We start from the raw sequence: 26,029 nt of genomic DNA, 5'->3' as shown, positions 1-26,029 counted from the left end.
GGGGACGGAGGGGATTAAGACGTTTCCGGCACGGATGGGGCGAATGCGCCTTAATCCCCTCCGTCCCCTTTTTCTAGGGGGTGCCGTCGATCGCGCGGTCGAGGCGCCTGTTCAGGTCGGCCAGCGTCTGCTGCAGGGCCACGGCCTGGCGGGCGTTCTCGTCGCGCAGCAGCTGCAGTTCGTGGGCCAGGTTCAGTGCGGCCAGCACGGCGACGCGGTCGACGGCGGCCATGCGGTTGCTGCCGCGGATTTCGCGCATGCGCGCATCGAGCAGGCGCGCGGCGGCCATCAGGCTGTCGCGTTCATCGCCGCCGACACCCACCGTGTATTCACGATCGAGGATGCGGACACTGACCGGTTCGGCGCTCATGTGTGCTGCTCCAGGGATTTGAGCCGGCTGATCATTGCTTCCACCCGCGAGCGTGCCTGCTCGTTCTTGGCCAGCAGCGTGGAACGCTCGGCCACCAGCTGTTCCTGCTGGTGGCGCAGGCTGCGGTTCTCCTCGGCCAGGCGCTGGTTGCGTTCGAGCAACGCTTCCACGCGGGCGGCGAAGTCCTGCAGCTGGGCAAGGGGATCGGCGGGTTCCATGCGGGCACGATAGGCAAGCCGGGCAAGGGCGGTCAAGCGTTGTCGCAGCAAGGCCTGGCGGCCGCAGAGAGGACGCCGCCGGGTTGCTACACTACGGGGTCTCACGGGCGCGCGCGTGCGCGCCCCGGGTTTCCTTTCCGAACGAGCCGCACGATGACCGAACTTCCCTCCGTCGACGACGTTACCCGCGCCAGCCAGGAACTGGGCCTGGGCGCTACCGCTGCCGAGCTGCACGGTGCGCTGTGTGGCTGGCTGGCCGCCGGTGGCGCCCCCGGCAACGACTGGCCGGCACGGGTGCTGGCCGACGACAACCTGCCGCCGGTGGCCGCCGACAGCGTGCTGGGGCAGCTGCTGCAGGCGACCATCAAGCAGCTGGAAGACCGCGACTTCGCCTTCGAACTGCTGCTGACAGACGGCGACGACGTGTCCGCGCAGGCCGATGCCATGTTCAGCTGGACCCGCTCGTTCCTGGGTGGTTTCGGCCTGGGCAGCGGCGGCCGCCGCCCGACCTTGTCCGAAGAGGGTGAAGAAGCGCTGACCGACATGGCCAGCCTGGCACGCGCCTCCAGCGAGGATTTCGAAGCGGGTGGCGATGATGACGACGAAGCCCTGTCGGAGATCGAGGAGTTCATCCGCGTGGCGGTACTGCTGCTGCACGGTGACGTGGTGCTGGCCTCGCGCCATCGGCAGCGCCTGAACTGATGGACATCAAGCAGCGCACCGGCATCGCGGCCGGCGAATACAAGCGTCGGCGCCGCCAGCTGATGGACATGGCCGGCGAGGACGCGATCCTGGTGCTGCCGGCCGCGGCCGAGAAGGTGCGCAGCCTCGATACCCATTACCCGTTCCGCCAGGACTCGGACTTCCAGTACCTGAGCGGTTTCCCGGAGCCGGAGGCGGTATTGGTGCTGATCCCGGGCCGGCGCCACGGCGAGGCCATCCTGTTCTGCCGCGAACGTGATGCCGAGCGCGAAGCCTGGGACGGCAGCCGTGCCGGCCAGGAAGGCGCGGTGGCGCAGTACGGCATGGACGATGCGTACCCGATCGATGATCTGGACGACATCCTGCCGGGCCTGTTGGAAGGCCGTTCGCGCGTCTACTACCACTTCGGTCGCGACGCCGATTTCGACCTGAAGCTGATCGGCTGGGTCAACCGCGTGCGTTCGCAGGTGCGCCACGGCGCGCAGCCGCCGCATGAATTCCTTGAACTGGGTCATCTGCTGCACGAGCAGCGCCTGTTCAAGTCCGGCGCGGAAGTGGCGCTGATGCACCACGCTGCGCAGATCAGCGTGCGTGCACATCTGGCGGCGATGAAGGCTGCCAGGGCCGGCATCCACGAATACGAGCTGCAGGCCGAGCTGGAACGCGTGTTCCGCGCCAGCGATGCGGTGCCGGCGTATTGCAGCATCGTCGGTGCGGGCCGCAACGGTTGCATCCTGCATTACCGGGACAACAACGCGCGTTCGCGCGACGGCGAGCTGGTGCTGATCGACGCCGGTGCCGAGTACCGTGGCTACGCCAGCGACATCACCCGCACGTTTCCGGTGAATGGCCGCTTCAGCGCCGAGCAGCGTGCACTGCACGACCTGGTCGGCGATGCACAGGCCGCCGCGCTGGCCCAGGCCAGGCCGGGCGTGCCGTACGAGGCCGGTCACCTGGCCGCGGTGCAGACCCTGACCGAGGGCCTGCTGCGGCTGGGCCTGCTGAAGGGGACGCTGGAAAAGAACCTGTCCGAAGGCCTGTACCAGCGTTTCTACCGGCACAAGACCGGGCACTGGATCGGGCTGGACGTGCACGATGTGGGCGATTACCGCCTGGCGGGCGATTCGCGGCTGCTGGAGCCGGGCATGGCATTCACCATCGAGCCGGGGCTGTACATCGGCGTGGACGATACGACGGTGGAACCGCGCTGGCGCGGCATCGGCATCCGTACCGAGGATGATGTGCTGATCACCGACGACGGTCATCGCGTGCTGACCGAAGGTCTGGCGCGCAGCGCCGACGAGATTGAAGCGGTGATGGCGGGGTAAGGGGTGTTCTGCAGGGCTTGCAGCCCTGCACCCGCAGAGGCAACAGCAAGAGCAACAGCAACAGCAACAGCAACAGCAACAGCGCGCATTCCGTGGGATGGCGGGGCACTGTGGGTGTGCGGGGACGCCGTGAACCCATCCATGGGGGCTTGGTCGCGGCATCCATGCCGCTCACACCCCGCAAACCCACAGTACCCCGCCTTCGACAGGTTCACGCGGCTGTTGGCAACCGCGGTTATTGGCACGCGCGGCTGTTGGTAGGTGTCGACCTTGGTCGACACGGAGCGAGCGCAGCGAGCGACCCGCTTCTGCTTTTCTTTCTTCTTTTTCCGTGGTTGGACGCAGCAGGAAACTGTCAAAGGACGGGCGGGGTGGGTTTGCAGGACCGTTGGCGCCATGGATGGCGCCATCGAGCCCCCATGGATGGGTTTACGGCGTGTCCTGCAAACCCACCCCGCCCGGCCAAGCGCGGCCTTTGATATCAGCGCCCAACCACGAGGGGCTCAGCCGTTGGCCGCCGCAAACGCCGGCCGCGTCAGGTTGTCCGCCTCGCCCTCGGTGCACAGCACTTCGTCTTCAATGCGGATGCCACCATACGGACGGAAGAAATCCACGCGGTCCCAGTTGATCGCATCACCATGGCCGGCATCCTTCACTTCGTTCAACAGCATGTCGATGAAGTACAGGCCCGGTTCAATGGTCACCACCATGCCCGGTTCCAGTACGCGGGTCAGGCGCAGGTACGGGTGGCCCGCCGGGCGCTCGATGCGGCCGCCCTCGTCGCTGGCCGCGAAACCGGCCACGTCGTGCACCTGCAGGCCGATCAGGTGGCCGATGCCGTGCGGGAAGAACGCGGCGCTGACGCCGGTCTCCAGCGCGGTCTGCGGCGAGACCTTGATCACGCCGAAGTCCTTCAGCACGCCCATCAGCGAAAGATGTGCGTCCACGTGCAGCTGCCTGTAGTCGAAGCCCGGGCGCACCGCTGCGCACATCTGCTGCTGGGCGGCGTCGACGGCAGCAATCATCGCAGCGAATTCGTCGTGGCCCTGCGCGGCGTAGGTACGGGTGATGTCGCTGGCGTAGCCGTGCGCGCTGGCGCCTGCATCGATCAGGAAGCTGCGCAGCGGCTGCGGCGCCTTGCGGCCCAGCTCGGTGTAATGCAGCACGGCGGCATGTTCATTGAGCGCCACGATGTTGCCGTAGGGCAGCTCGTTGGCATCCTGGCCCACTGCCTGGCAGTACGCCATGTGGATGCTGAATTCGTCGGCGCCGTTGCGGAACGCGGCTTCGGCGGCGCGGTGGCCGCGCACGCCCAGCACCTGCGCCTGGCGCATCAGCGCGATCTCATACGGCGTCTTGCTGCCGCGGTGCCATTCCAGGTAGTTCACCACCGGTGCCGGGTTGTTCGGCACGTAGCTGCCCAGCGCGCTCTGCGGCTCGCCGAGGATCGCGCAGCGCGACGGGTCGGCCGGCAGCAGGGCCAGCGCCTCTTCGGGCTTGCGGATGATGTGGATGTCGAAGTGCTCCACCCACCAGCCACTCGGTGCGTCCGGTACCACGTGCCAGTAATCGAAGGGCTGGTGGAAAATCACCGCCGGGCGCTTGCCCGGGGTGAACACGATCCAGCTGTTGGGCACCCGGGTCAGCGGCAGCCAGGCCTTGAACTGCGGATTGACCGCGTACGGGTAGTCGCGATCGTCGAACACCTGGTAGTGCAGGGTGCCGCTGGGCACGACCAGATGGTCGAAGCCGCCGCGGGCCAACGCCTGTTCGGCACGTCGGCACAGCACGGCCAGGTGGTCGGGGTACAGGGCGCCGGGGTCTTGCTGGATCATTGCGGTGGCTCGACACGGAAAACGGCCCTAGATTCTGCCGCATACCGGGAAAAACCGCTGTGCTGGAACCGGCACTCAGGCCGTCGAAACCGGTGCCTCGTCGCTGTCTTCGCCTATCCACTGGCGCAGCAGCTGCCGATGTTCACGTGACAGGGTGAGGAAGCGGAAACCGGTCCAGCTCTGGCCGGGCACATGCGCCGGCTCGCTCCACAGCAGGTGCACGCCCACGTCAATGGCCTCGTGGCGGCCGTCACCGATCGGCAACGGGAAGCGGAACTGGTACAGCGCGTCCTCGCGCAGCGGGGTGCTGGCCAGCATCAACATGCCAGTCTCGGAGACATTGCCGAGCCGGCCCACCACGCATTCGCGCATCTGGTCGGTGACCGGTACCAGGTCCGAGACCTGGCGACGCGGCGCGCGGCGGGTGTCCTGCGGCGGTTGCACGTTCAAACGGACGCCTCCCTGTAACGGCCGCCGGCCAGCGCACGCAGCGCACCGAGGCTGGCCTGCCATGCGCGATCGACCAGCCGCCCCTTGTCTTCGGTGACCAGCTGCGCACGTCCAGCGCTGAGCTGCCGGGCCAGCGTATCAAGGTCGGTATCGGCGATCTTCTGCCCGCGCGGATTGACGAACAGGGCGTGGCCGGTCAGCAGGCTGTACCAGGACAGGCGCTGGCGGCGCAGGGTGCCGTCACCGTTGTCGATGTCGAACCAGCTGCCAAAGGGCAGGGTCACGAGCTGCTGGTAGGCCGCCTCTTCGGCGCTGCTGCGCGGCGTGCGCGGGGCGTCGGCGCTGCCGCTGGCAGCATGTTCACCCAGTCGTGCACGTGCCTTCAGGCGCGCACTGAGCTCGGTGCGCGAGGTGCTTTCATCCTCGCCTCCTGGCGTGGCCAGGCGGCGCGCAACGGCGGCGGCTTCCTCGGCGTGATAGCCGACCTGCACGAGCGCCGATTCCACCTCGTTGGCCAGCACTGCATCGGTGCCACCGTTGGCATCGACGGCCTGCGCGGTCACCGCGGCGATGCGCTCGGTCTGTAGCAGGCGTTCCTGCCACTGCGGCGAATCTTCGCCATGGCGCAGGCGGGTGAGGGTGAGTGCATCGGCCCAGGCCTGGCGCAGCAGGGTCTGCACGAAGCGCGGCGGCGCCTGTGTGTCGCAGCACTGGTCGATCTGCGCATTGGCCTGGCGACGCGCCAGTTCCAGCCGTTCCTTGCCACGCGCGGCCTCGACGTGGCGGCGCTCGGCCAGTTCGGCGCGATGGGCCGCCGCGCGCTGATGCTGCTGCACGTCTTCGTTGGCGGCGGCGAAGGCCTCGGGCGAGCGTGCATCCTGGCCGAGCAGACCCTGCACGCTCTGCGCCATGCGCTGCAGCAGCTGGGGATCCACGTCATCGTCGCCCAGCCAGTTGGCGCCGACTTCGGCAATCTGGTTGAGCAGTTCGCGTGCAGGGTGTTCATCGCGCACGAAGAAGCCGGGGTCGGCCATCGCCGCACGCGCCAGTGGTACCTGCAGGCGCGCCAGCAGGGCGGCCGGCACCGGGTCGGGGCGCTGCTGTTGCTGCACCTGCTGCATCAGCAGGCGCAGCAGGTCGAGGTTGTCGCGGTCGTGGCTGCCCAGCTGGGCCTGCGCGCCGTGCTCGCTGCGCAGCTGGGCGACCACCGCAGCCTGCAGGTCGGCGACGCCGGTGGCCGCGCTGGACTGGGCCTGCAGCCGCGCGAGGACCGCATCGACGGCCGCACTGGGCACGGCAGCGGTGTCCGCAGGAGGGGCAGTGGCATGGCGGGCCTGCTGCAGCAATTCATGCAGCGCACTGCCGGTGGACGTGGTCACGCCAGCGGTGGCTGCGCCCGGCGTACCCGCGTCGTTGAATGCGTCCTGCACCAGGTTCGACCAGGAACCGGCCGGAGCGGAGCCGTTCCAGCCGGTCAACGGCGCGGCGGAACGCTTGGCAGGCTGGGTCGTGCGGCCGCCGCCCACCGACTGGGTGATGATCCGCCGGGTGCTCGACGAGCGTGCCAGGTACGGGGTGTAGACCAGGCCCGGCAGCACGCCATGCTGGGCCAGCAGCGCATTGGCGCGGTCCAGCACATCGCCCAGGCGTTCCAGCACCTGCCGCTCGAAGCTGCGGTACAGCGCAAGCTGCACCTCCACGCCAAGGGCGTCCTGTTCGGCGATCCGGCGCACCATCGCGCACAGGGCCTGCGGTGCCAGTGGCAGGGTGTCGGCCTCGAACGCCGGCGCCGCCGCGAGCACGCCCAGGCGCTGTCCCAGCAGGTTCAACGTATTGGTTGAACGCAGGGTCTCGCGCCGGATCATTTCGGTCAGCAGCAGGTCGCGATCCACCTCGTGCTCATCGACCAGCGACAGGCCGAGCGCGCCCGGTAGCGGCGGCGGCGAAGCAGGGGCCGCAGCGACGGTGGACGGCTCGCGCAGGCCCGCCAGCGCTTCGGCCACGGCATCGAGCATGCGGTCGGCGAAATGGCCGGCGAAGGCGTGCAGCTGGCCACGCTGGGCCATCAGGTCCGCCTGCTGCATCGGATTGCGTGCACGGTCGGCGTCGTGCAGCAGCGTCTGCTCCAGCGCTTCGACGGTCAGGATCAGGGGCGCGGCCAGCGTTTGCCGGCACAGGCCGATCAACGCACCCAGCAGTTCACGCACCCGCGATGGCAGGTCGCTGGCGGCCAGGCGTGCCTTGTCGGCAGAGGTGATGGAAAAGACAGCTGACATCGGCGAGCGGTACCCGGATTCCCGCGGATCGATCCTGTGAATCTACCGTGTCGGCCGCAGTCGGCGCTACTTTAGGCTGAACGTGTCTCACGTTCATCGGGCAGGGCCGACGGATGAACGGTAGTGCCTGCCGCTGGCCGGCAGCGCTGTCTTTACCAGAGTGCCGGCCAGCGGCCGTCACTGCCCGGTATGGCGGAAGGCTTATTCCTCCAGGAACAGGCTCACCACATCGTTGGTGAACCGGCGGCCCAGCTCGGTCGGCTGCACATGACCCTCCGCCACCTCCAGCCAGCCGCGCTGGACGGCCTCGGCCAACGGAGCGTCCAGCACGCCGCGCGGCAGCCCGGTGCGCGACTCGAAATCGCGAAGGCCGAACCCTTCGTGCAGGCGCAGCAGGTTGAGCATGTACTCGAACGGCAGGCGCTCGGCTGCGATCACATCGTCACCCCCGAAAGAGGCCGGCGTGCCAGCGCTGTCCAGGTAGGCCTGCGGATGCTTCAGCTTCCAGCGGCGCAGCACGTGTTCTCCGGCGCCCGAGCTGATCTTGCCGTGCGCACCGGCACCGATGCCCAGGTAATCGCCGAAACGCCAGTAGTTCAGGTTGTGCGCGCTTTGCCGGCCGGGGCGCGCATAGGCGCTGACCTCGTACTGGCCGAAACCAGCCTGTGCCAGCAATGCCTGGCAGTGTTCCTGCATGTCCCAGGCGTTGTCTTCATCGGGAATGCCCTGCGGCGGCCGCGCGAAGAACACCGTGTTCGGTTCCAGGGTCAGCTGGTAGTGCGAGATGTGCGCCGGTTGCAGTGCAAATGCACGCTCCAGGTCGGCCTCGGCGCCGGCCAGGGTCTGTTCCGGCAGCGCATACATCAGGTCGATGTTGAAATTGTCGTAGCCCGCGTCCTGCGCCATCTTCACCGCGCGCTCGGCTTCGCCACTGTCGTGGATGCGGCCCAGGCGCTTGAGCATGGCGTCGTCGAAACTCTGGATGCCGAAGCTGAGGCGGTTCACGCCGGCCGCGCGGTAGCGGTCGAAACGGCCATGCTCGGCGGTGCCCGGGTTGGTTTCCAGGGTGATTTCGGCGTTGGGGGCAAAGCGCAGGCGCGCGCTGGCCTGCTGCAGGAAGCGGTCGATCGCTTCCGGCGGGAACAGGCTGGGCGTGCCGCCACCGAAGAACACGCTGTGCACCACCCGGCCCCAGACCAGCGGCAGGTCCTGGTCCAGGTCGCGCAGCAGTGCATCGATGTAGGCCTCGAACGGCAACTCGCCCTTGGCCTGGTGCGAATTGAAATCGCAGTACGGGCATTTGCGCACGCACCACGGCAGGTGCACGTACAGCGACAGCGGTGGCGGCACCAGCCGCGGTGCGCTGTCGTGGTCAGCGGAGCAGGCTTCGCCGGGCAGGTGGTTGCAGTGGTCGTGGGCGTGCGGCATGGGCTTCATCGGTAGTGCCGGCCGTTGGCCGGCTTCCCTGGTTCGATCAGGTCGGGCGTCAGTACAGCGTCGCCAGCTGTTGCTTGAGCTGCTGCAGGGCAACGGCACGGTGGCTGATGGCGTTCTTCAACGCCGGCTCCATTTCCGCGGCGGTCAGGCCGTGGGTGGTGTCCAGGAACACCGGGTTGTAGCCGAAACCATTCGTGCCACGCAGCTCACGGATGATCTGCCCTTCCCAGCGGCCTTCGCAGATCAGCGGCTGCGGGTCGGTGGCGTGGCGCAGCAACACGATCACCGCATAGAAGCGGGCACTGCGCTGGCCATCGGGAACACCGGCCATCGCGTCCAGCAGCTTGGCGTTGTTGGCAGCGGCGTTGGTCGGGTGGCCGGCATAGCGCGCGCTGTACAGGCCCGGTGCACCACCCAGGGCATCGACGATCAGGCCGGAATCATCGGCCAGCGCCGGCAGGCCGGTCGCTTCGCAGGCGGCGCGTGCCTTCAGCAGCGCGTTCTCGACGAAGGTCAGGCCGGTCTCTTCCACGTCGCCCAGGCCCAGCTCGGCGGCCGAGGTGATCTGCAGCGGCAGGTCGGCGAGGATCTCCTGCATCTCCACCAGCTTGCCGGCATTGTGGCTGGCCAATACCAGTTTCTTCATTGACGGGGCTCCAACAGGTCCCAGGTGTTGCCATACAGGTCGCGGAATACCGCGACCGTTGCATAGGGTTCTTCGCGCGGTGCTTCCAGGAACTCGACGCCGGCGGCCAGCATCGCCGCGTGGTCGCGGTGGAAGTCGTCGGTGTTGAGGAAGAAGGCAACGCGGCCACCGGTCTGGTTGCCGATGCGGCTGCGCTGTTCCTCGTCGCTGGCACGGGCCAGCAGCAGGGCGGCGGCGCTGCCGTCGGTCGGGCCGACCACCACCCAGCGCTTGTGCCCCTGGTCGATGTCTTCGAGCAATGCGAAGCCGAGCTTGCCGGTGTACCAGGCAATGGCTTCGTCATAGTCGGCCACCACCAGGGTGGTCAGGGCGATGCGCCGGTTCATGCCGACAGCGCCGCCTGCTGCGCGGCCAGCAGCTCGGCCACGCCCTTCTCGGCCAGGCCCAGCAGCGCGTCCAGTTCATCGCGACGGAAGGCGTGGCCTTCGGCGGTGCCCTGCAGCTCGATGAAGCCGCCACCGTCGTTCATCACCACGTTCATGTCAGTGTCGCAGTCGCTGTCTTCGGCGTAGTCCAGGTCCAGCACCGGGGTGCCGCGGTACACGCCCACCGACACTGCTGCAACTGCGCCCAGGACCGGGTTGCGCTTGATGTCGCCACGCTTCATCAGCACGTTCACCGCATCGACCAGGGCCACATAGGCGCCGGTGATGGCGGCGGTGCGGGTGCCACCGTCGGCCTGCAGCACGTCGCAGTCGAGGGTGATGGTGCGTTCGCCCAGCGCATTGCGGTCCACGCAGGCACGCAGGCTGCGGCCGATCAGGCGCTGGATCTCCAGCGTGCGACCGCCCTGCTTGCCACGGGCCGCTTCGCGGTCGCTGCGGGTATGGGTGGCGCGCGGCAGCATGCCGTACTCGGCGGTGACCCAGCCTTCGCCCTTGCCGCGCAGGAAGCCCGGCACGCGGTTCTCGACGCTGGCGGTGCACAGCACGCGGGTTTCGCCGAAGCACACCAGCACCGAACCTTCGGCGTGGCGGGTGAAGCCGCGTTGGATGACGACCGGGCGGAGCTGGTCGGGCTGGCGGCCGCTGGGGCGGGAATCGGACATGGTGCGGGTTCCGTAATGGCGAGGGAGTACGCCGCCACGCCCGCGGCCTTCACGGGGCGGGCAAGGGGGCTCTGGTGAGGGCGCTAGGGTACCATTCCCCCTTTGCACGCACCGGACACATTCCATGATTCGAAGCATGACCGCCTATGCCGGCGGCGAGCGGGTCACCCCGTGGGGCACGCTGGGCTGCGAGCTGCGCTCGGTCAACCACCGCTTCCTGGAGGTCGGCACCCGCCTGCCCGAGGAACTGCGGGCGCTCGAACCGCAGCTGCGCGAGCGTATCGCCGCGCGCCTGAGCCGCGGCAAGCTGGATCTGGTGATGCGCCTGCGCGCGCCGGAGGCGGCTGCCAACCTGCAGGTGGACGAGGCCCTGCTGGGCCAGCTGGGCCGCCTGGCCCACCGCCTGACCTCCGATTTCCCGAACCTGCAGGTCAGCTTCACCGATCTGCTGCAGCTGCCGGGCGTGACCCGCGGCGAGGCCACGGATGCCGCCGCCCTGCAGGTCGAGGCGCTGGCCCTGCTGGACCAGGTGCTGGACGGCTTCGTCGAAGCGCGTGAGCGCGAAGGCGGCAAGCTGGCTGCGGCCATCAGCGAACGCGTGGACGGCATCGAACGCATCGCCACCGAAGTGCGCACCTTGATTCCGGCCATTCGCGACGGCCAGCGCGCCAAGCTGGCCGCCCGTCTGGCTGACCTGCCGCACCCGGTCGACCCGGGCCGTGCGGAGCAGGAGCTGGTCCTGTGGCTGCAGAAGCTGGACGTGGATGAAGAGCTGGACCGGCTCGGCAGCCATATCGTCGAGATCCGCCGCGTGCTCAAGCAGCGCGAGCCGGTCGGCCGCCGCCTGGACTTCCTGCTGCAGGAGTTCAACCGCGAAGCCAATACGCTGGGCTCGAAGTCGGTGGACAGCCGCACGTCCAATGCTGCGGTGGAGCTGAAGGTGCTGATCGACCAGATCCGCGAGCAGGTGCAGAACATCGAATGATGTTGCATCCAGCGATACAGCAGGGGCGCCTTCGGGCGCCCTTGTCGTTCCAGCGCATCAGCGCACGCTGACGCCCGGCGCTCCTTCACCCAATCGCCCGACCACGGCGGCCTGGCCGAACCCTGCGTCGTGGAAGCAGGCCAGCACCGCATTCACTGCCTCCGGGGCGCAGGACACCAACAGCCCGCCACTGGTCTGCGGATCGGTCAGCAGTGGCTGCCAGTGGCCGGCCAAGCGCTCGGCGAAGCGCACTTCGGCGCCGTACGAGGCCCAGTTGCGGTTGGAGGCGCCGGTCACGCAGCCGCGCTGCAGCAGCTCCAGCGCCTGCGGCAGCAGCGGCACCTGTGCACTGTCCACTTCGGCAGCGACGCCGCTGGCGCGGCACACTTCCAGCAGGTGGCCGAGCAGGCCGAAGCCGGTGACGTCGGTCATCGCGTGCACGCCGTCCAGCGCGGCCAGCGGCACGCCCACGCTGTTCAGGCGGGTGGTCGACGCGATCATCTGCCGGTAGCCCTCTGCATCCAGCACTTCTTTCTTCAGCGCCGACGAGTACACGCCCACGCCCAACGGCTTGCCCAGCACCAGCACATCGCCGGCGCGGGCATCGGCATTGCGCTTGAGCCGTTGCGGGTCGAGCACGCCGATCGCGGCCAGGCCGTAGATCGGTTCCACCGAGTCAATGCTGTGACCGCCGGCCACCACGATGCCGGCATCGGCGCAGGCGCGTTCGCCACCTTGCAGGATGCCGCGGATGGTGTCCTGCGGCAGGGTGTTGATCGGCATGCCGACGATGGCCAGCGCGAACAGCGGCCGCGCGCCCATCGCGTACAGGTCCGACAGCGCGTTGGTGGCGGCAACGCGGCCGAAGTCGAACGGGTCGTCGACAATGGGCATGAAGAAATCGGTGGTGGCCACGATTGCCTGCCGGTCATCGAGGCGGTACACCGCGGCGTCGTCGCTGGTCTCGCGGCCAACCAGCAGTTCGGCCGGTGCGGGAAGTGCTGGAACGCCGCGCAGCAGTTCGCTCAGCACGCCCGGCGCGATCTTGCAGCCGCAGCCGCCGCCATGCGCGAGAGAGGTCAGTCGTCGCGTGGCATCGGCCGTGGATGGGGCGGGTGACTGCGCGTGCGTGGCCATGCCGACATCTCCTGCGGAAACACGAATGGCGGAAGGCAGCAGGAGTCGAACCTACCAGGGAACGATCGACGCCCCCTACTGGGTTTGAAGCCCAGCCGCATGCCCGGATGCGCATGCCTTCCGAAAGTACGGCGGTACCGGTGGGCTCAGTCGCGGGCTGCGTTCCACTGCAGGTCGCCGCGCGGCCGATGCTGGTCACCGACGCGTCGAGTGTAGCCAACGCGATTGAAGAACTCCAAGATCTGGATGCTGCGTTTGCGGCCCAGGCCGATGGCATCGCGGAAGGCCGCCGCATCCACTGCGCCGCTGGCCTGTGACTGCTGCGCGACGATCGCGGCGAGTTCCGCAATGCGTGCGGGTGCATAGAACAGGTCCGGCACCACCTGGAACAGTTCGCCACGTGCGGCGGCGCGGCGCAGGACGGCGCGGACATCGTCTTCGGTCAGTCCGAAGTCGGCGGCCAGAGTACGCACCCACGGCGGATCGAAGCCACCGGCGTGCAGTTGCGGCAGCACGCGTTCCAGCAGCAGGCGCTCGCGTTCCGGTGGCGCATGGTCATGGCCGGGCAGGCGCCACCAGGCGCCCACGCGTTGCACGCTGCCGTCGTCCAGCAGGTCCTGCAGCAGCGCATTCCAGAGCCCCGTCGCAAGCGCGGGCAGGGTGCTGCGTTGCAGGCGCCCGCTGTCGACACCGGGTTCGTCCGGGCGTCGCTCATGCCAGCTACGCAGCGATGTGATCACCTGCTCGTGCAGCACCTGCCAGTGCGAGGCAAGGATGACCACCGTGTCCTCGCGGGTGATGATGCGCTGTGCGTCTGCAGGAAGATCGATCCGGTCGGCCGCGCGCCGGCAGTAGCGTTGCAGCGCGGCCATGGCAATGCCGAAGGGCGCCTGCTGCAACAGCGGGCCGATTCCCGCACCTGTGGCCAGCTGCTCCAGTGCGCCCAGCCAAGCGAGCCGTGCCGGGCTGCGCCGGCGCCGCTGTGGCGGGTCCGGGTCGAGCACGACGCCACCGCCCAGCGTGTGGGTCGCGGCGGAATCGCGGGCGATGAAGCGTTCACCACACATCGCACAGACCGGTGCATCGAACACCAGCTGCACCAACTGCCCATCACCTTGGTCACGGTCCTCCAGCAGCACCACATGGGCCTGCCGGTGCATCGTGCCCCAGTGGATGTGCAGGGGTGCCCAGTCGCGCAGTGGTGCTGCCCGTGCGGACAAGCGCAGGCGCACATCGACGCGGGTGGTGGCCAGCAGCGCGCGCGGGTCGGCAATCCAGTCGCCACGATGAATCTCGTCGCGGGCGATGGCGGCCAGGTTCAACGCGCAGCGCTGTCCGGCCATGGCGTGATCGCTGGGCTGGTTCTGCGCGTGGATGCTGCGTATGCGCACATCGGTGGCGGCGGGCATCAGTTGCAGGTGCTCGCCCACCGTGACGCCGCCGCCATGTACCGCGCCGGTCACCAATGTGCCGTGGCCGGCCAGCGAGAACACGCGGTCCACCGGCATGCGGAACAGCTCGCTGCGCAGCGCGGCCTGGCGCGCGTTGGCATCGCCGGCGGCCCATGCGTGCAGGTGGGCGCGCAAGGCGTTGATGCCTGCGTCATCGGGGGACGTGCTGTTGCAGGCGAACACGGGGGAACCCTGCAGCGGCATTCCGGCCAGCAAAGCGGCAATCTCGATCTCGACCCGGGCGATGCGCGCGGCGTCCACGCGGTCGATCTTGGTCAGCGCCACCGCGCCGCGATCCACGCCCAGCAGCTGCAGGATCGCCAGATGCTCGCGGGTCTGCGGCATCACGCCGTCGTCGGCGGCGACGACCAGCAGGGCGACATCGATACCGGTGGCGCCGGCCACCATCGTGTGGACGAAGCGCTCATGACCCGGCACATCGACGAAACCCAGCATCGCGGCGGGGCCCGTGCCGTTCGCGCTTTCCACCGGGACATAGGCATAGCCCAGTTCAATGGAGATGCCGCGCGTGCGTTCTTCCTGCAGGCGATCGGTTTCGATGCCGGTCAGTGCCCGCACCAGGCGCGTCTTGCCATGGTCGATATGCCCGGCGGTGCCGACGATCATGGTTGCAGCATGCTCCATTGGGCGAGGAAGTCCGCTTCGTCGGCCGGTTCCAGGCAACGCAGGTCCAGCCACAATGCGTCCTCGCCGATGCGGCCCAGCACCGGTCGCGGCAGCTGGCGCAGGCGCTTGGACAGGCGGTCCAGACCGCCACGTTGCGCAGTGGTGATGCGCAGACCGGCACTGCCGAGCTGCGCCTGTGGCTGCGCACCACTGCCGATCTGGCTGTGCATCCGTGCCTGTTCAAGCATGTAGCCGGTCGGCAGCGCCGAGCGCAGCGGCGGCAGCAGGCGCTGGGCCTGCGCATCCATCTCCTGCTGCGTGCGCGAGAGCGTACGCAGTGTCGGCAGCCGTTGCGCCAGCAACTCCGGCTCGCGGTACAGCGCCAGTACCGCCTCCAGCGCGGCCAGGCGCATCTTGTCCATGCGCAGCGCACGCTTGAGCGGGTTGCGGTTGATCCGCGCGATCAGGTCGGCGCGGCCGGCGATGATGCCGGCCTGCGGCCCACCCAGCAGCTTGTCGCCACTGAACGAGACCAGGTCGGCACCGGCCGCCAGTGTTTCCTGCACGGTCGGCTCGTGTGGCAGGCCGAAGGCCGCCAGGTCGCACAGGCTGCCGCTGCCCAGGTCCACCACCAACGGCAGGCCATGGTCGTGCGCGATCGCTGCCATCGCCGCGGTGTCGACCTTGGCGGTGAAGCCGGTGATCGCGTAGTTGCTGGCGTGCACCTCCATCAGCAGTGCGGTGCGCGCGCCGATGGCATGGGCGAAGTCGGCCGGGTGGGTGCGGTTGGTGGTGCCCACTTCCAGCAGCCGCGCGCCGGCACTGCGCATCACATCGGGAATGCGGAAGGCACCGCCGATCTCCACCAGTTCGCCGCGCGACACCACCACCTCGCGGCGGTTGGCCAGGCTGTTGAGCAGCAGCAGGACCGCCGCCGCATTGTTGTTGACCACGGTGGCGGCTTCGGCACCGGTCAGCTCGCAGACCAGCGCCTGCACCCGTGCATCGCGGTCGCCGCGGCGGCCGCGGGTGATGTCGAATTCCAGGTCAACCGGTGCGGTCATCGCGCGGGTGACGGCCTGCACCGCGGACTCGGGCAGCAGGGCGCGACCCAGGTTGGTATGCAGCACGGTGCCGGTCAGGTTGAACATCGGCTGCAGGTTCAGCCGTGCATCGGCGATGAGTGCGGCGTCGAGCGCCGCGACCAGTGCCGGGCCTTCAATGGCCTGATGCAACTGCTCGGCCGAGAGCTGCGTGGCACTGATGCGCTCACGCAGCGCCTGCAGATGTACGCGCAGCAACTGGGTGATGCGGCTGCGGCCGTGGCCCTCGATCAGTGTTGCCAAGGCAGGCAGGCGCAGCAACCGGTCCAGCGAGGGCAGCGCGGAAGCCGATGCCGGGGTGGGGGGCGTGGCTGTCATCGCCTCACTCGCCGTCGGATTGCCACAGCAGCGGATTCTGGCTGGCGCGTGCATAGCCTTCCTCGCCCAGCAGCAGGTCCAGCGCCAGCGTGCCAAGGTCATCAGCCACCGGTTCCAGCGACGGATCTTTTTCCAGATACAGGATCTTGCGGTAGCTGTGGCAGTGGTCGCAGGTTTCTGCACGTACCGCGCTCTCGCGCACCGCCTGGCCGGTATCGCCGTCGGCATCAGCCAGGGCGCGATAGGCGATGTCCTTGCCAGCGGCGCCACACTGGCTGCACTGCACGCGCACGTAGTGCCACTGGCAGGCGCACAACGAGCACGACAGGTAGCGGTAGGAGGCATAGGGCGGGCGGGCCTGCACCATGCTGGTCACCGGCAGGGTGCCGCACAGCGGGCACAGCCCTGGCGCATCGGCCAGCGGTTTCAGGTCGCTGGGGCGGAAGCTGGCCGCCAGTACTGCCCAATACACCTGCAACGCATTCATCACCAGCAGCGCAGCGACCGCGTCGACCGGGGGCGCGTCAGCGCGTTCCAGCACGGCGTGGGCCTGCGCATCCAGCCAGGTGTCGTCGGCGGCGGCGACGCGCAGCAATTCCTGCCGTGTTTCCGCCGGTAGCCCCGCTTCGTCGGCGCAGTGCCGGCACAGCGTGCGCAGCCAGTCGCGCCAGCGCCCGTCCAGATGAAGTGTGTTGGCGGGCCGCAACGGCATGCCGGCACTGGCGGCCGCGCTGGACTGCTGCGCGGCCGCGTGGTCCTGCAGCGCCTCGCGTTGCTGGGGTGTCAATTCCTCCAGCAGCGCCTGCTGTGCATCGGCCAATGCCGCCAGCAGCTGCAGGTAACCGCCGATGGCGCTGTGCGCGGCCAGGCTGCGCAGGCGCGCCGCGCGTGTGGCGAACAGCGACCCGGTATCAGGCAGGATGATGCGCGGCACGTCGCGCGAGGCGAGCGTCTCGATCTCACCGGGTTCAAGGATGCGTTGCGCCATGCAGGGCCAGCCAGAAGAACCAGCCTCCATCCTCGCCGTTGTCAGCGCTGGCGTCCAGCGCACTGTAGGCCATTTGAAATGGTCGGGGTCAGATCCGTTTTCCACAGGAAAACGGATCTGACCCCATCGGTTGTTGCCGTGTTCATCGTGTCGACCAAGGTCGACACCTACCAAAAGCACCGGGGAACTGTCGAAGGCGCCTCTGCAGGTGCAGGGCCGCAGGCCCTGCCGTTACCCCTCTTCCCGACGTCCGCGCAGGATGTCGCGGAACCACTGTCGGTGGTGCTTGTACGCCCACCCATAGGTCACCTTGCCCTGGGTCATCGCCCGCACCGAGCCCTTGATCCAGAGCGCCGCATAGATGTGCACCACGATCGCGCACACCAGCACCCAACCGAACAACGCATGGGCCAGCACCGAGAAGCGGATCAGCCCGATCGGGAAGAGATGGCTGAAGTATTGCCGCCAGATCACGAAGCCGGTCAGCAGCAGTGCCGACAGGCAACCAATGATCGCCCAGAACAGGAGCTTCTGGCCGGCATTGAAGCGGCCCACCGGCGGCAGCTTCTCATCCTCGTTGCGCAGCACATCGCGCATGCCGCGCATCCATGCGCGATCGTCGGCCGTCGGCAGATTGTCGCGCCACATGCGGAACGCCAGAAACGCAAAGCCGACCACCATGGCCAGCCCGATGAACGGATGCAGGATGCGCGTCCACGGGCCGCCACCGAACAGCTGGGTCAGCGGAAACAGCGCGGGATGGAACAGTGCCAGCCCGGACAGCGCCGTCAGCACGAAGCAGATCGCCACGATCCAGTGATTGATGCGGGTCGGCGCGCGGTAGCGGATGATCTGCCGCGGGTGCGGGGCGTACTTCATGGCCGCTGCTCCTCTTCGATCCTCTTCGCCTCGTGTTCGGCTTCCTCTTCTTCCTCGTCATTGACCGTGTTGCGGCCGATGCCGATGTAATGCAGGAAGCCGGCGAAGGCGGTGGCGGCGATCGCCAGCACGCCCAGCGGCTTGGCCACGCCCTTCCAGACTTCCACCATCGGGCTGATCCGCGGGTCCTTGGGCAGGTCGGCATACAGCTCCGGCTTGTCCACATGCTGCAGCACGTACATCACGTGGGTGCCACCCACGCCCTGCGGGTCGTACAGGCCGGCGTTCCCGTAGCCGCGCGATTTCAGGTCTTCCACGCGGCCGGCCGCGTGCTCGGTCATCGCCTGCTTGCTGCCGAAGGTGATCGCCCCGGTCGGGCAGGTCTTCACGCAGGCCGGTTCCTGGCCCACCGCCACCCGGTCCGAACACAGTGTGCACTTGTAGGCCTTGTGGTCCTTCTTGGAAATGCGCGGCACGTCGAACGGGCAACCGGTCACGCAGTAGCCGCAGCCGATGCAGTTCTCTTCCTGGAAGTCGACGATGCCGTTGGCGTACTGGATGATCGCGCCCGGCGACGGGCAGGCCTTCAGGCAGCCCGGGTCGCTGCAGTGCATGCAGCCCTCCTTGCGGATCAGCCACTCCAGCTTGCCCTTCTCGTCCTCGTACTCGCGGAACTTCATCACCGTCCACGACTGGTCGCTCAGGTCGGGCGGGTTGTCATAGCTGCCAACGCAGCTGCCGACCTCGTCGCGCAGGTCGTTCCATTCCATGCAGGCGACCTGGCAGGCCTTGCAGCCGATGCATTTGCTCACATCGATCAGCTTGGCGACCTGGCCGGTGTGCGCACCGCGCGCTTCCGGCGAGGGCGTGGTGGTGGCCGAGCGGCGGATGATGTCCAGCGATTGCAGTGACATGGCGTGTCTCCTACACCTTCTCGACCTTGACCAGGATGCACTTCGATTCGGGCGTCTGCGAGTTGCCGTCACCGATGGCGTTGGTCAGCGTATTGGCGATGTATCCGGGCTTGGCCGCACCGAGGAAGCCCCAGTGGATCGGCACGCCCACCTGGTGCACGGTCCGGCCATCGATCTGCAGGGCCTTGATGCGCTTGGTCACCATCGCCACCGCTTCGATGTGGCCACGCTTGGAACTGACCCGCACGCGGCTGCCGTTGCTGATGCCCAGCTCGTCGGCCAAGGCCGCGCCGATCTCGACGAACTGCTCGGGCTGGATGATGGCGTTCAACTTGCCGTGCTTGGTCCAGAAGTGGAAGTGCTCGGTCAGGCGGTAGGTGGTGGCCACATGCGGGAACTCGTCCGGCGAACCGATCTGTGCGCGATCGCTGGCGAATACGCGGGCGGCCGGGTTGTTCAGCGTCAGTGCCTGGCCGGGGCTGAGCGGATTGCTGCGCAGTGGCGTGTCGAATGGCTCGTAGTGCTCGGGGAACGGCCCTTCGGCCATGCCGGCCTTGGCGAAGAAGCGGGCGATGCCTTCCGGGTTCATGATGAACGGGCCCATCCCGCCGGCGGGATCTTCGTCGGCCTTGAAGTCCGGTACGTCCACGCTGCCCCAGTTCTTGCCGTTCCAGGCCAGCAGCGTGCGGCGCGGGTCGAACGGCTGGCCGGCCACGTCGCACGACGCGCGGTTGTACATCACGCGGCGATTGGCCGGCCACGCCCAGGCCCAGCCCAGCGTGTTGCCGATGCCGGTGGGGTCGCTGTTGTCACGCCGCGCCATCATGTTGCCGGTGGGGCCCCAGGCACCGATGTAGATCCAGCAGCCGGAGGAGGTGCTGCCATCGTCGCGCAGGTCGCCGAATGCGGCCAGCTGCTCGCCGGCCTTGCGCACCAGCTTGGTCGGATCCTTCGGATCGAACACGTCGGCCAGCGCCTTGCCGTTGTATTCCATCGCCAGCTCTTCCGGCGTCGGCAGCTCCGGGTTGGAATACTTCCAGGCCAGGTCGCGCACCGGCTCCCACCACGCACCGCCGTCCTTCTCGTACATCGCCTTGATGCGATGGAACAGCTCGGACATGATCTCGATGTCGCTGCGCGCTTCACCCGGCGGATTGGCGCCCTTCCAGTGCCACTGCAGCCAGCGCGAGGAGTTCACCACCGCGCCGTTCTCCTCGGCGAAGGACGTGGTGGGCAGGCGGAATACTTCGGTCTGGATCGTGCTCGGGTCGACGTCGTTCAACGCGCCGTGGTTCTGCCAGAAGGCGATGGTCTCGGTTTCCAGCGGGTCCATGCTGACCATGAACTTCAGCTTGGAGAACGCGCTGATCAGCTTGCCCTTGTTAGGCGCCGAGGCCAGCGGGTTGAAACCCTGGCAGATGTAGCCGTGGATCTTGCCCTCGTTCATCAGCTCGTACGCCTGCAGCATGTCGTACGGCTTGTCGAGCTTGGGCAGGTAATCGAAGCACCAGTTGTTGTCGGCGGTGGCGGCATCGCCCCACCACGATTTCATCAGGCTGACGTGGAACTTCGGATAGTTCTGCCAGAACGACATCTGGTTGGCGCGCAGCGGCTTCTGCGTGCGCTTGGCGATGTAGGCGTCGTAGTCCTGCTCGTCCTGCCTCGGCAGCGTCAGGTAGCCGGGCAGCAGGTCGGACATCAGGCCGATGTCGGTCAGGCCCTGGATGTTGGAATGCCCGCGCAGCGCGTTCATGCCGCCACCGGCCACGCCGATGTTGCCCAGCAGCAGCTGCACCATGGTGCCGGCACGCACGTTCTGTGCGCCGATCGAGTGCTGCGTCCATCCCAGCGCGTACAGGATGGTCATCGCCTTGTCCTTGCCGGCGGTGGACGCGATCATGTCCCAGATCTGGCGGATGCTGTCGGCCGGCGTGCCGCAGATGCGCTCGACCATCTCCACGGTGTAGCGCGCGTAGTGTTGTTTCAGCAGGTTGTAGACGCAGCGCGGGTCCTTCAGCGTCGGGTCGCTGCGTACGTAGCCGTCGTCACCGTAGGCGTAGTCCCAGCTGGAACGGTCGTAGCTGCGCTTCTCTTCGTTGTAACCCGAATACAGGCCGTCCTTGAAGGCGAATTCGTCCTTCACCAGGAACGGCATGTCGGTGTAGTTCAGCACGTACTCGTGCTGGATGCGGTCCTCGGTCAGCAGGTAGTTGATCAGGCCGCCCAGGAACACGATATCGGTACCGGTGCGGATCGGTGCGTACACGTCGGCCACCGCGGCCGAGCGGTTGAAGCGCGGATCGACCACGATCAGCCGGGCCTTGTTGTGTGCCTTGGCCTCGGTCACCCATTTGAATCCGCACGGGTGTGCCTCGGCGGCATTGCCACCCATGATCAGGATCAGGTCGGCATTCTTGATGTCGACCCAGTGGTTCGTCATCGCACCACGGCCTAGCGTCGGGGCAAGACCTGCCACCGTCGGGCCGTGTCAGACACGTGCCTGGTTGTCGAATGCCAGCATGCCAAGGGAGCGGACGACCTTGTGGGTCAGCACCGCGGTTTCATTGCTGGTGGCCGAGGCCGCCAGCATGCCGGTGGTCAGCCAGCGGTTGACCGTCTGCCCGGCTTCGTTCTTCTGCACGAAGTTGGCATCGCGGTCTTCCTTCATCAGCCGCGCGATGCGGTCCAGCGCATCGTCCCAGCTCAGCCGCTTCCACTCGTTGGAGCCCGGTGCCCGGTACTCGGGGTAGAGCAGGCGCGACTTGCTGTGGATGATGTCGGCCAGGCCGGCGCCCTTCGGGCACAGCGTGCCGCGGTTGACCGGATGGTCCGGGTCACCCTCGATATGGAAGATGCTCGGCTCGGCGTTCTTGGCGCCGTCGCCGAGGCTGTACATCAGGATGCCGCAGGCCACCGAACAGTAGGTACAGGTGTTGCGGGTCTCGGTCGCGCGGGTCAGCTTGTACTGCCTGACCTCCGCGAGCGCGATGCCGGGCGCGAAGCCCATCAATGCCAGGCTGGAGCCGACCAGGGTTGTCCCGGTCACTTTCAGGAACTGGCGGCGGCTCATCGATGGCATGCCGTTCTCCTGGGATGGCGGGGAGGCACGGGCCTCCGGGCTGTCGTTGGGTACGGCCCGGTTATAGCACAGGCCCCCGCACGCCCATGTGGCACAAGGCCCGGCGCCGGCGGGGCGGGCGCGCAACGGGGCCGCTCTGGTAAAGTTGCGTGCCCGCCCCCCGGGGAAGCGTCTGCCGGGCCTGGTTCCAGGATGTTCCGCGCAGCCCCCGCCGTCCTGGCGCGATCCTCCGCGCCGGATCTGGAACACCGAGGAAAAATTTTGCGAAATCAACCAGTTGGGTTCCGCGCATGAGCGCCCCGTCGAAGCCGTCGGACGCCGTTGCGCGCGGCACGCTGTACATCGTTGCCGCCCCGTCCGGCGCCGGCAAGAGCAGCATCGTCAATGCCACCCTGGCGCGTGACCCGCAGATCGCGCTGTCGATCTCCTTCACCTCGCGCGCGATGCGCCCGGGGGAAGTGAACGGCCAGCACTACCATTTCGTCTCTGCGGAAAGGTTCGAGGAAATGATCGCCGCCGGCGACTTCTTCGAGCATGCGTGGGTGCACGGCGACTGGAAGGGCACGGCCCGGCAGTCGGTGGAGCCGCAGCTGGCCGCCGGCCAGGACGTGCTGCTGGAAATCGACTGGCAGGGCGCGCAGCAGGTGCGCCAGCTGGTGCCGGGCACGGTCACCGTGTTCATCCTGCCGCCGTCCAGGCAGGCCCTGCAGGATCGCATGCGCAAGCGCGGCCAGGACAGCGAGGCGGTCATCGCCCAGCGCCTGGGCGCGGCGCGCGATGAAATGCTGCACTTCAACGAGTTCGACTACGTCATCGTCAACGAGGTGTTCGACACCGCCGTGGACGAGTTGTGCGCCATCTTCACCGCCAGCCGCCTGCGCCGGGAGGCCCAGAAGGTCCGCCACGCCGGCCTGATCCAGGCCCTGCTGACTCCCGATCCGGGCGCAACTGACTGATTCCAAAAGAATCGGGTAGGGGTTGGCTTGATTTTGTCCAGCCCCTGCCAGTACACTCCGTCCCCTTTCCCTCATTCGACTGAGCGGCCGACCGGTCGCCGGGAGCCCGTATGGCCCGCATCACCGTAGAAGATTGCCTGGAAGTCGTTAACAACCGTTTCGAACTGGTCATGATGGCATCCAAGCGTGCCCGCCAGCTCGCCAACGGCGTGCAGGCCACGCTGGACAACAGCGAGACCGAGGACAAGCCGACCGTGCTGGCGCTGCGCGAAATCGCCGCCCGCAAGATCGACAACGCGCTGATCGACGAAGTCGAGAAGGCCGAGCGTGAGCGCGCCGAGCGCGAAGCGCTGGAGTGGGCTGCCGCCGAAGTGGTCGCTGACGAAGACATGTCCAAGAACGACGATTGATCGCATCGATCAACGTAATCGTTGGATACACCGAACAGCCCGCCCCGTGCGGGCTGTTTCGCATTCAGGATTTGCCGTAAACGTCGCGCTGGAATAGGCTGCGGGCATGAACCCAGGCCCCACTGCCAAGGTCGCCGCAGCCCCCACTGCCGCCGTACCCGACTACGTCCTCCAGCTTGAACGCGCCGCCCATTACCTGCCGCCGGAACAGCTGCCGCTGTTGCGCCGTGCCTGGGAAGTCGGAGCCTCCGCGCACGCTGGGCAGACGCGCAAGTCGGGTGAGCCCTATATCACCCACCCGGTGGCGGTGGCCCAGGTGCTGGCCGAGCTCGGCCTGGACGTGGAAGCGCTGATCGCCGCGATCCTGCACGACACCATCGAAGACACGCCGCTGACCCGCGAGGCGCTGGCCGCCGAGTTCGGCGAAGCCGTGGCCGAACTGGTCGACGGCGTCACCAAGCTGGACAAGCTGAAGTTCCGCGACCGCCAGGAGGCGGCCGCCGAGAGCTTCCGCAAGATGCTGCTGGCGATGTCGCGCGACCTGCGCGTGATCATGATCAAGCTGGCCGACCGCCTGCACAACATGCGCACGCTGGGTGCGCAGAGCCGCGAAGCGCGCGGCCGCATCGCCCGCGAGACGCTGGAGATCTACGCGCCCATCGCCCAGCGCCTGGGCATGAGCCTGGTCAAGAGCGAGCTGCAGAACCTCGGTTTCAAGGCGCTGTACCCGTGGCGCCACGCCATCATCGAGAAGCACATCCGCAGCCAGCCGGTGGTGCGTCGCGAGGCGATGGCGCAGGTGGAAGTGCAGCTGTCGCAGCGCCTGGCCAAGGAGGGGATCGAGCATCGGCTGATCAGCCGCATCAAGACCCCGTGGAGCATCTACAACAAGATGCGCGACGAGAACAAATCCTTCGACCAGGTGATGGATGTGTTCGGCTTCCGCCTGGTCGTGCGCAGCGTGCCCAGCTGCTACCACGCGCTGGGTTCGGTGCATGCCACCTTCAAGCCGCTGGATGGCCGTTTCCGCGACTTCATCGCCATTCCCAAGGCCAACGGTTACCAGTCGCTGCACACGGTGCTGTTCGGGCCGTATGGCTCGCCGATCGAAGTGCAGATCCGTACCGAGGAAATGGACCTGATCGCCGAACGCGGCGTGGCCGCGCACTGGACCTACAAGTTCGGCGGCGATTCGCCCAACAGCGCACAGAGCCGTGCCCACGCGTGGATCGTCGAGCTGATCGACTCGCAGCGTGCCGCCGGTTCCTCGCTGGAGTTCCTGGACAACGTCAAGGTCGACCTGTTCCCGGACGAGGTCTACCTGTTCACCCCGAAGGGCAAGATCCTGGCCCTGCCGCGCAATTCCACCGCGCTCGATTTCGCCTACGCCGTGCATACCGACGTCGGCAACATGGCGGTGGCCTCGCGCGTGGACAAGAAACTGGTGCCACTGCGCACCAAGCTGGTGTCGGGCCAGTCGGTGGAGATCATCACCGCACGCTCGGCCACGCCGAAACCGCAGTGGCTGGAATTCGTGGTTACCAGCAAGGCGCGCACCGCCATCCGCCACCAGCTCAAGCAGCTGGAGCACGAGGATGCCGTGCAGCTGGGCCACCGCATGCTCGACCGTGCGCTGGAAGCGATGGATTCGTCGCTGGAGCGGCTGCCGAAGGGGCGCCTGGATGCGTTCCTGGCCGAACACCGCTTCCCGCGCCTGGAAGCCCTGCTGGCCGAGGTCGCACTGGGCAACTGGATGCCGACCCAGGCCGCGCAGGCGCTGATGGCCTACGCCGAACTGCGTGGTGGCCCGCATTCGCGCCACCACTCGCAGGAAAAGATCCTGATCAACGGCAGCGAGCGTGGCGTGGTCACCTTCGCCGGCTGCTGCCAGCCGATTCCCGGCGACGAGATCATGGGCTACCACACCGCCGGCAAGGGCATCGTGGTGCACCGCATGGACTGCCCGAACCTGGCCGAGCTGCGCAAGTCGCCCGAGCGCTGGGTGCCGATCGGCTGGGACACCACCGTCTCCGGCGACTACGACACCTCGCTGGTGGTGGAAGTGGAGAACGGCACCGGCGTGCTGGCACAGCTGGCCGCTGCCATCGCGCAGAGCCACTCCAACATCGAGCGCGTGGACTACCTGGATCGCGATTTCAACGCCGCCGTGCTGGCGTTCAACATCCAGGTGCGCGACCGCAACCACCTGGCCGAAGTGATGCGCCGCCTGCGCCGCCTGTCGGTCGTGCAGTCGGTACGCCGCCAGTAGGTCCACGCCATGCGTGGATGACGTTCCGCGCACACGACATACGGGGTCGGATCCGTTTCCCGCCGGGAAACGGATCCGACCCCCAGCCGATGCCGCGCCCACCCGGTACAATCACCGCTCTGTTTTCCCCCAAAGCACCGGAGCGACCCATGTCCCGCCAGATCATCAACACCGAAAAGGCCCCCGCCGCCATCGGCCCGTACTCGCAGGCCGTGCGCGCCGGCAACACCGTGTACTTCTCCGGCCAGATCCCGCTTGACCCGGCCACCGGCGACATCGTCGGCGCTGGCGACGTCGAAGCGCAGGCCCGTCGCGCCTTCGACAACCTCAAGGCCGTGGCCGAAGCCGCCGGCGGCTCGCTGGACAAGGTCGTGCGTCTGGGCCTGTACCTGACCGACCTGGGCGAGTTCGCCAAGGTCAACGCGGTCATGCAGGACTACTTCCAGGCCCCGTACCCGGCCCGTTCCACCATCGAAGTCTCCGGCCTGCCGAAGGGCGCCAGCTTCGAGGTCGATGCGGTGATGGTCATCGACTGACCGCCAC

General features: G+C 67.6%; 23 protein-coding genes and 1 tRNA gene. 7 read left to right on the top strand and 17 right to left on the bottom strand.

Annotated features, from left to right (window positions below):
- Positions 1 to 73 precede the first annotated feature (73 nt).
- The gene (locus AC5P7A_RS13405; protein WP_005410899.1) at positions 74 to 370 is read right to left on the bottom strand and encodes a cell division protein ZapA; all 297 of its coding nucleotides are present in this window, start codon (positions 368 to 370) and stop codon (positions 74 to 76) included.
- The gene (locus AC5P7A_RS13400; protein WP_005410898.1) at positions 367 to 588 is read right to left on the bottom strand and encodes a TIGR02449 family protein; all 222 of its coding nucleotides are present in this window, start codon (positions 586 to 588) and stop codon (positions 367 to 369) included. Before AC5P7A_RS13400 ends, AC5P7A_RS13405 begins: the two co-directional genes overlap by 4 nt.
- Before the next feature lie 153 nt (positions 589 to 741).
- On the opposite strand from AC5P7A_RS13400, the gene AC5P7A_RS13395 reads away from it, so the two are divergent.
- Both AC5P7A_RS13395 and AC5P7A_RS13390 read left to right on the top strand, forming a co-directional pair.
- A complete protein-coding gene (locus tag AC5P7A_RS13395) occupies positions 742 to 1,290 on the top strand; it encodes a YecA/YgfB family protein (RefSeq protein WP_014648288.1) in 549 nt (182 codons plus the stop codon).
- Between the two features lie 5 nt (positions 1,291 to 1,295).
- Positions 1,296 to 2,618 carry an aminopeptidase P N-terminal domain-containing protein gene (locus AC5P7A_RS13390; RefSeq protein WP_087786593.1) on the top strand — a complete coding sequence of 441 codons (1,323 nt, stop codon included), beginning with the start codon at positions 1,296 to 1,298 and terminating at the stop codon, positions 2,616 to 2,618.
- Positions 2,619 to 3,121: 503 nt separating this feature from the next.
- Here AC5P7A_RS13390 and pepQ read toward each other — a convergent pair.
- The 7 genes from pepQ to rph all read right to left on the bottom strand — a co-directional run bounded on the left by pepQ (position 3,122) and on the right by rph (position 10,370).
- Positions 3,122 to 4,453 (bottom strand): Xaa-Pro dipeptidase, encoded by a 1,332-nt coding sequence (gene pepQ, locus AC5P7A_RS13385; protein ID WP_329890371.1) that lies wholly within the window; start codon positions 4,451 to 4,453, stop codon positions 3,122 to 3,124.
- A 75-nt stretch (positions 4,454 to 4,528) separates the two neighbouring features.
- Positions 4,529 to 4,903, bottom strand: a complete 375-nt coding sequence (locus AC5P7A_RS13380; protein WP_014648285.1) for a PilZ domain-containing protein — start codon at positions 4,901 to 4,903, stop codon at positions 4,529 to 4,531.
- Complete coding sequence (locus AC5P7A_RS13375; protein WP_014648284.1) at positions 4,900 to 7,179, bottom strand: DUF1631 family protein; 2,280 nt, start codon at positions 7,177 to 7,179, stop codon at positions 4,900 to 4,902. The genes AC5P7A_RS13380 and AC5P7A_RS13375 overlap by 4 nt, the downstream gene beginning before the upstream one ends.
- A 201-nt stretch (positions 7,180 to 7,380) precedes the next feature.
- Entirely contained in the window at positions 7,381 to 8,607 is a 1,227-nt protein-coding gene (hemW, locus tag AC5P7A_RS13370; protein WP_049440594.1) for a radical SAM family heme chaperone HemW, read from the bottom strand.
- A 58-nt stretch (positions 8,608 to 8,665) separates the two neighbouring features.
- Positions 8,666 to 9,262, bottom strand: a complete 597-nt coding sequence (gene rdgB, locus AC5P7A_RS13365) for an RdgB/HAM1 family non-canonical purine NTP pyrophosphatase (protein WP_032956061.1) — start codon at positions 9,260 to 9,262, stop codon at positions 8,666 to 8,668.
- Positions 9,259 to 9,648 carry a VOC family protein gene (locus AC5P7A_RS13360; protein WP_032956062.1) on the bottom strand — a complete coding sequence of 130 codons (390 nt, stop codon included), beginning with the start codon at positions 9,646 to 9,648 and terminating at the stop codon, positions 9,259 to 9,261. The genes rdgB and AC5P7A_RS13360 overlap by 4 nt, the downstream gene beginning before the upstream one ends.
- Positions 9,645 to 10,370, bottom strand: coding sequence for a ribonuclease PH (rph, locus tag AC5P7A_RS13355; RefSeq protein ID WP_014648280.1), 726 nt, complete (start codon positions 10,368 to 10,370; stop codon positions 9,645 to 9,647). The genes AC5P7A_RS13360 and rph overlap by 4 nt, the downstream gene beginning before the upstream one ends.
- Before the next feature lie 124 nt (positions 10,371 to 10,494).
- Between rph and AC5P7A_RS13350 the strand changes: the two genes are divergently transcribed.
- The gene (locus tag AC5P7A_RS13350; RefSeq protein ID WP_005410888.1) at positions 10,495 to 11,355 is read left to right on the top strand and encodes a YicC/YloC family endoribonuclease; all 861 of its coding nucleotides are present in this window, start codon (positions 10,495 to 10,497) and stop codon (positions 11,353 to 11,355) included.
- A gap of 57 nt (positions 11,356 to 11,412) precedes the next feature.
- Here the strand turns inward: AC5P7A_RS13350 and selD are convergent, their stop codons facing one another.
- From selD to fdnG, 8 genes are all read right to left on the bottom strand, one after another.
- Positions 11,413 to 12,492 carry a selenide, water dikinase SelD gene (gene selD, locus AC5P7A_RS13345; RefSeq protein WP_126411320.1) on the bottom strand — a complete coding sequence of 360 codons (1,080 nt, stop codon included), beginning with the start codon at positions 12,490 to 12,492 and terminating at the stop codon, positions 11,413 to 11,415.
- Positions 12,493 to 12,518: 26 nt separating this feature from the next.
- Positions 12,519 to 12,614, bottom strand: a tRNA-Sec gene (locus AC5P7A_RS13340).
- A 24-nt stretch (positions 12,615 to 12,638) separates the two neighbouring features.
- The gene (selB, locus tag AC5P7A_RS13335; RefSeq protein WP_126411319.1) at positions 12,639 to 14,570 is read right to left on the bottom strand and encodes a selenocysteine-specific translation elongation factor; all 1,932 of its coding nucleotides are present in this window, start codon (positions 14,568 to 14,570) and stop codon (positions 12,639 to 12,641) included.
- Positions 14,567 to 15,991 (bottom strand): L-seryl-tRNA(Sec) selenium transferase, encoded by a 1,425-nt coding sequence (selA, locus tag AC5P7A_RS13330; RefSeq protein WP_495220203.1) that lies wholly within the window; start codon positions 15,989 to 15,991, stop codon positions 14,567 to 14,569. The genes selB and selA overlap by 4 nt, the downstream gene beginning before the upstream one ends.
- A gap of 4 nt (positions 15,992 to 15,995) precedes the next feature.
- A complete protein-coding gene (fdhE, locus tag AC5P7A_RS13325; RefSeq protein WP_049440477.1) occupies positions 15,996 to 16,979 on the bottom strand; it encodes a formate dehydrogenase accessory protein FdhE in 984 nt (327 codons plus the stop codon).
- A 231-nt stretch (positions 16,980 to 17,210) separates the two neighbouring features.
- Positions 17,211 to 17,858, bottom strand: coding sequence for a formate dehydrogenase subunit gamma (locus AC5P7A_RS13320; RefSeq protein WP_049440476.1), 648 nt, complete (start codon positions 17,856 to 17,858; stop codon positions 17,211 to 17,213).
- A complete protein-coding gene (gene fdxH / locus AC5P7A_RS13315) occupies positions 17,855 to 18,772 on the bottom strand; it encodes a formate dehydrogenase subunit beta (protein ID WP_049440473.1) in 918 nt (305 codons plus the stop codon). The genes AC5P7A_RS13320 and fdxH overlap by 4 nt, the downstream gene beginning before the upstream one ends.
- 10 nt (positions 18,773 to 18,782) lie before the next feature.
- The gene (gene fdnG / locus AC5P7A_RS13310) at positions 18,783 to 21,851 is read right to left on the bottom strand and encodes a formate dehydrogenase-N subunit alpha (protein ID WP_164232758.1); all 3,069 of its coding nucleotides are present in this window, start codon (positions 21,849 to 21,851) and stop codon (positions 18,783 to 18,785) included.
- Between the two features lie 290 nt (positions 21,852 to 22,141).
- On the opposite strand from fdnG, the gene gmk reads away from it, so the two are divergent.
- From gmk to AC5P7A_RS13290, 4 genes are all read left to right on the top strand, one after another.
- On the top strand, positions 22,142 to 22,807 hold the full coding sequence (gene gmk, locus AC5P7A_RS13305) for a guanylate kinase (protein WP_014648271.1): 666 nt from the start codon (positions 22,142 to 22,144) through the stop codon (positions 22,805 to 22,807).
- Positions 22,808 to 22,917: 110 nt separating this feature from the next.
- Complete coding sequence (rpoZ, locus tag AC5P7A_RS13300; protein WP_005410877.1) at positions 22,918 to 23,217, top strand: DNA-directed RNA polymerase subunit omega; 300 nt, start codon at positions 22,918 to 22,920, stop codon at positions 23,215 to 23,217.
- Positions 23,218 to 23,323: 106 nt separating this feature from the next.
- Positions 23,324 to 25,486, top strand: a complete 2,163-nt coding sequence (locus AC5P7A_RS13295; RefSeq protein ID WP_005418955.1) for a RelA/SpoT family protein — start codon at positions 23,324 to 23,326, stop codon at positions 25,484 to 25,486.
- 149 nt (positions 25,487 to 25,635) lie between these two features.
- Positions 25,636 to 26,022, top strand: coding sequence for a RidA family protein (locus AC5P7A_RS13290; RefSeq protein ID WP_005418954.1), 387 nt, complete (start codon positions 25,636 to 25,638; stop codon positions 26,020 to 26,022).
- Positions 26,023 to 26,029 lie beyond the last annotated feature (7 nt).

This window comes from Stenotrophomonas sp. YJH_SMC_65, assembly GCF_059369475.1.
The sequence above is the reverse complement of the archived record's forward strand: the minus strand, read 5'-3'. Positions and strand labels throughout refer to the sequence as shown.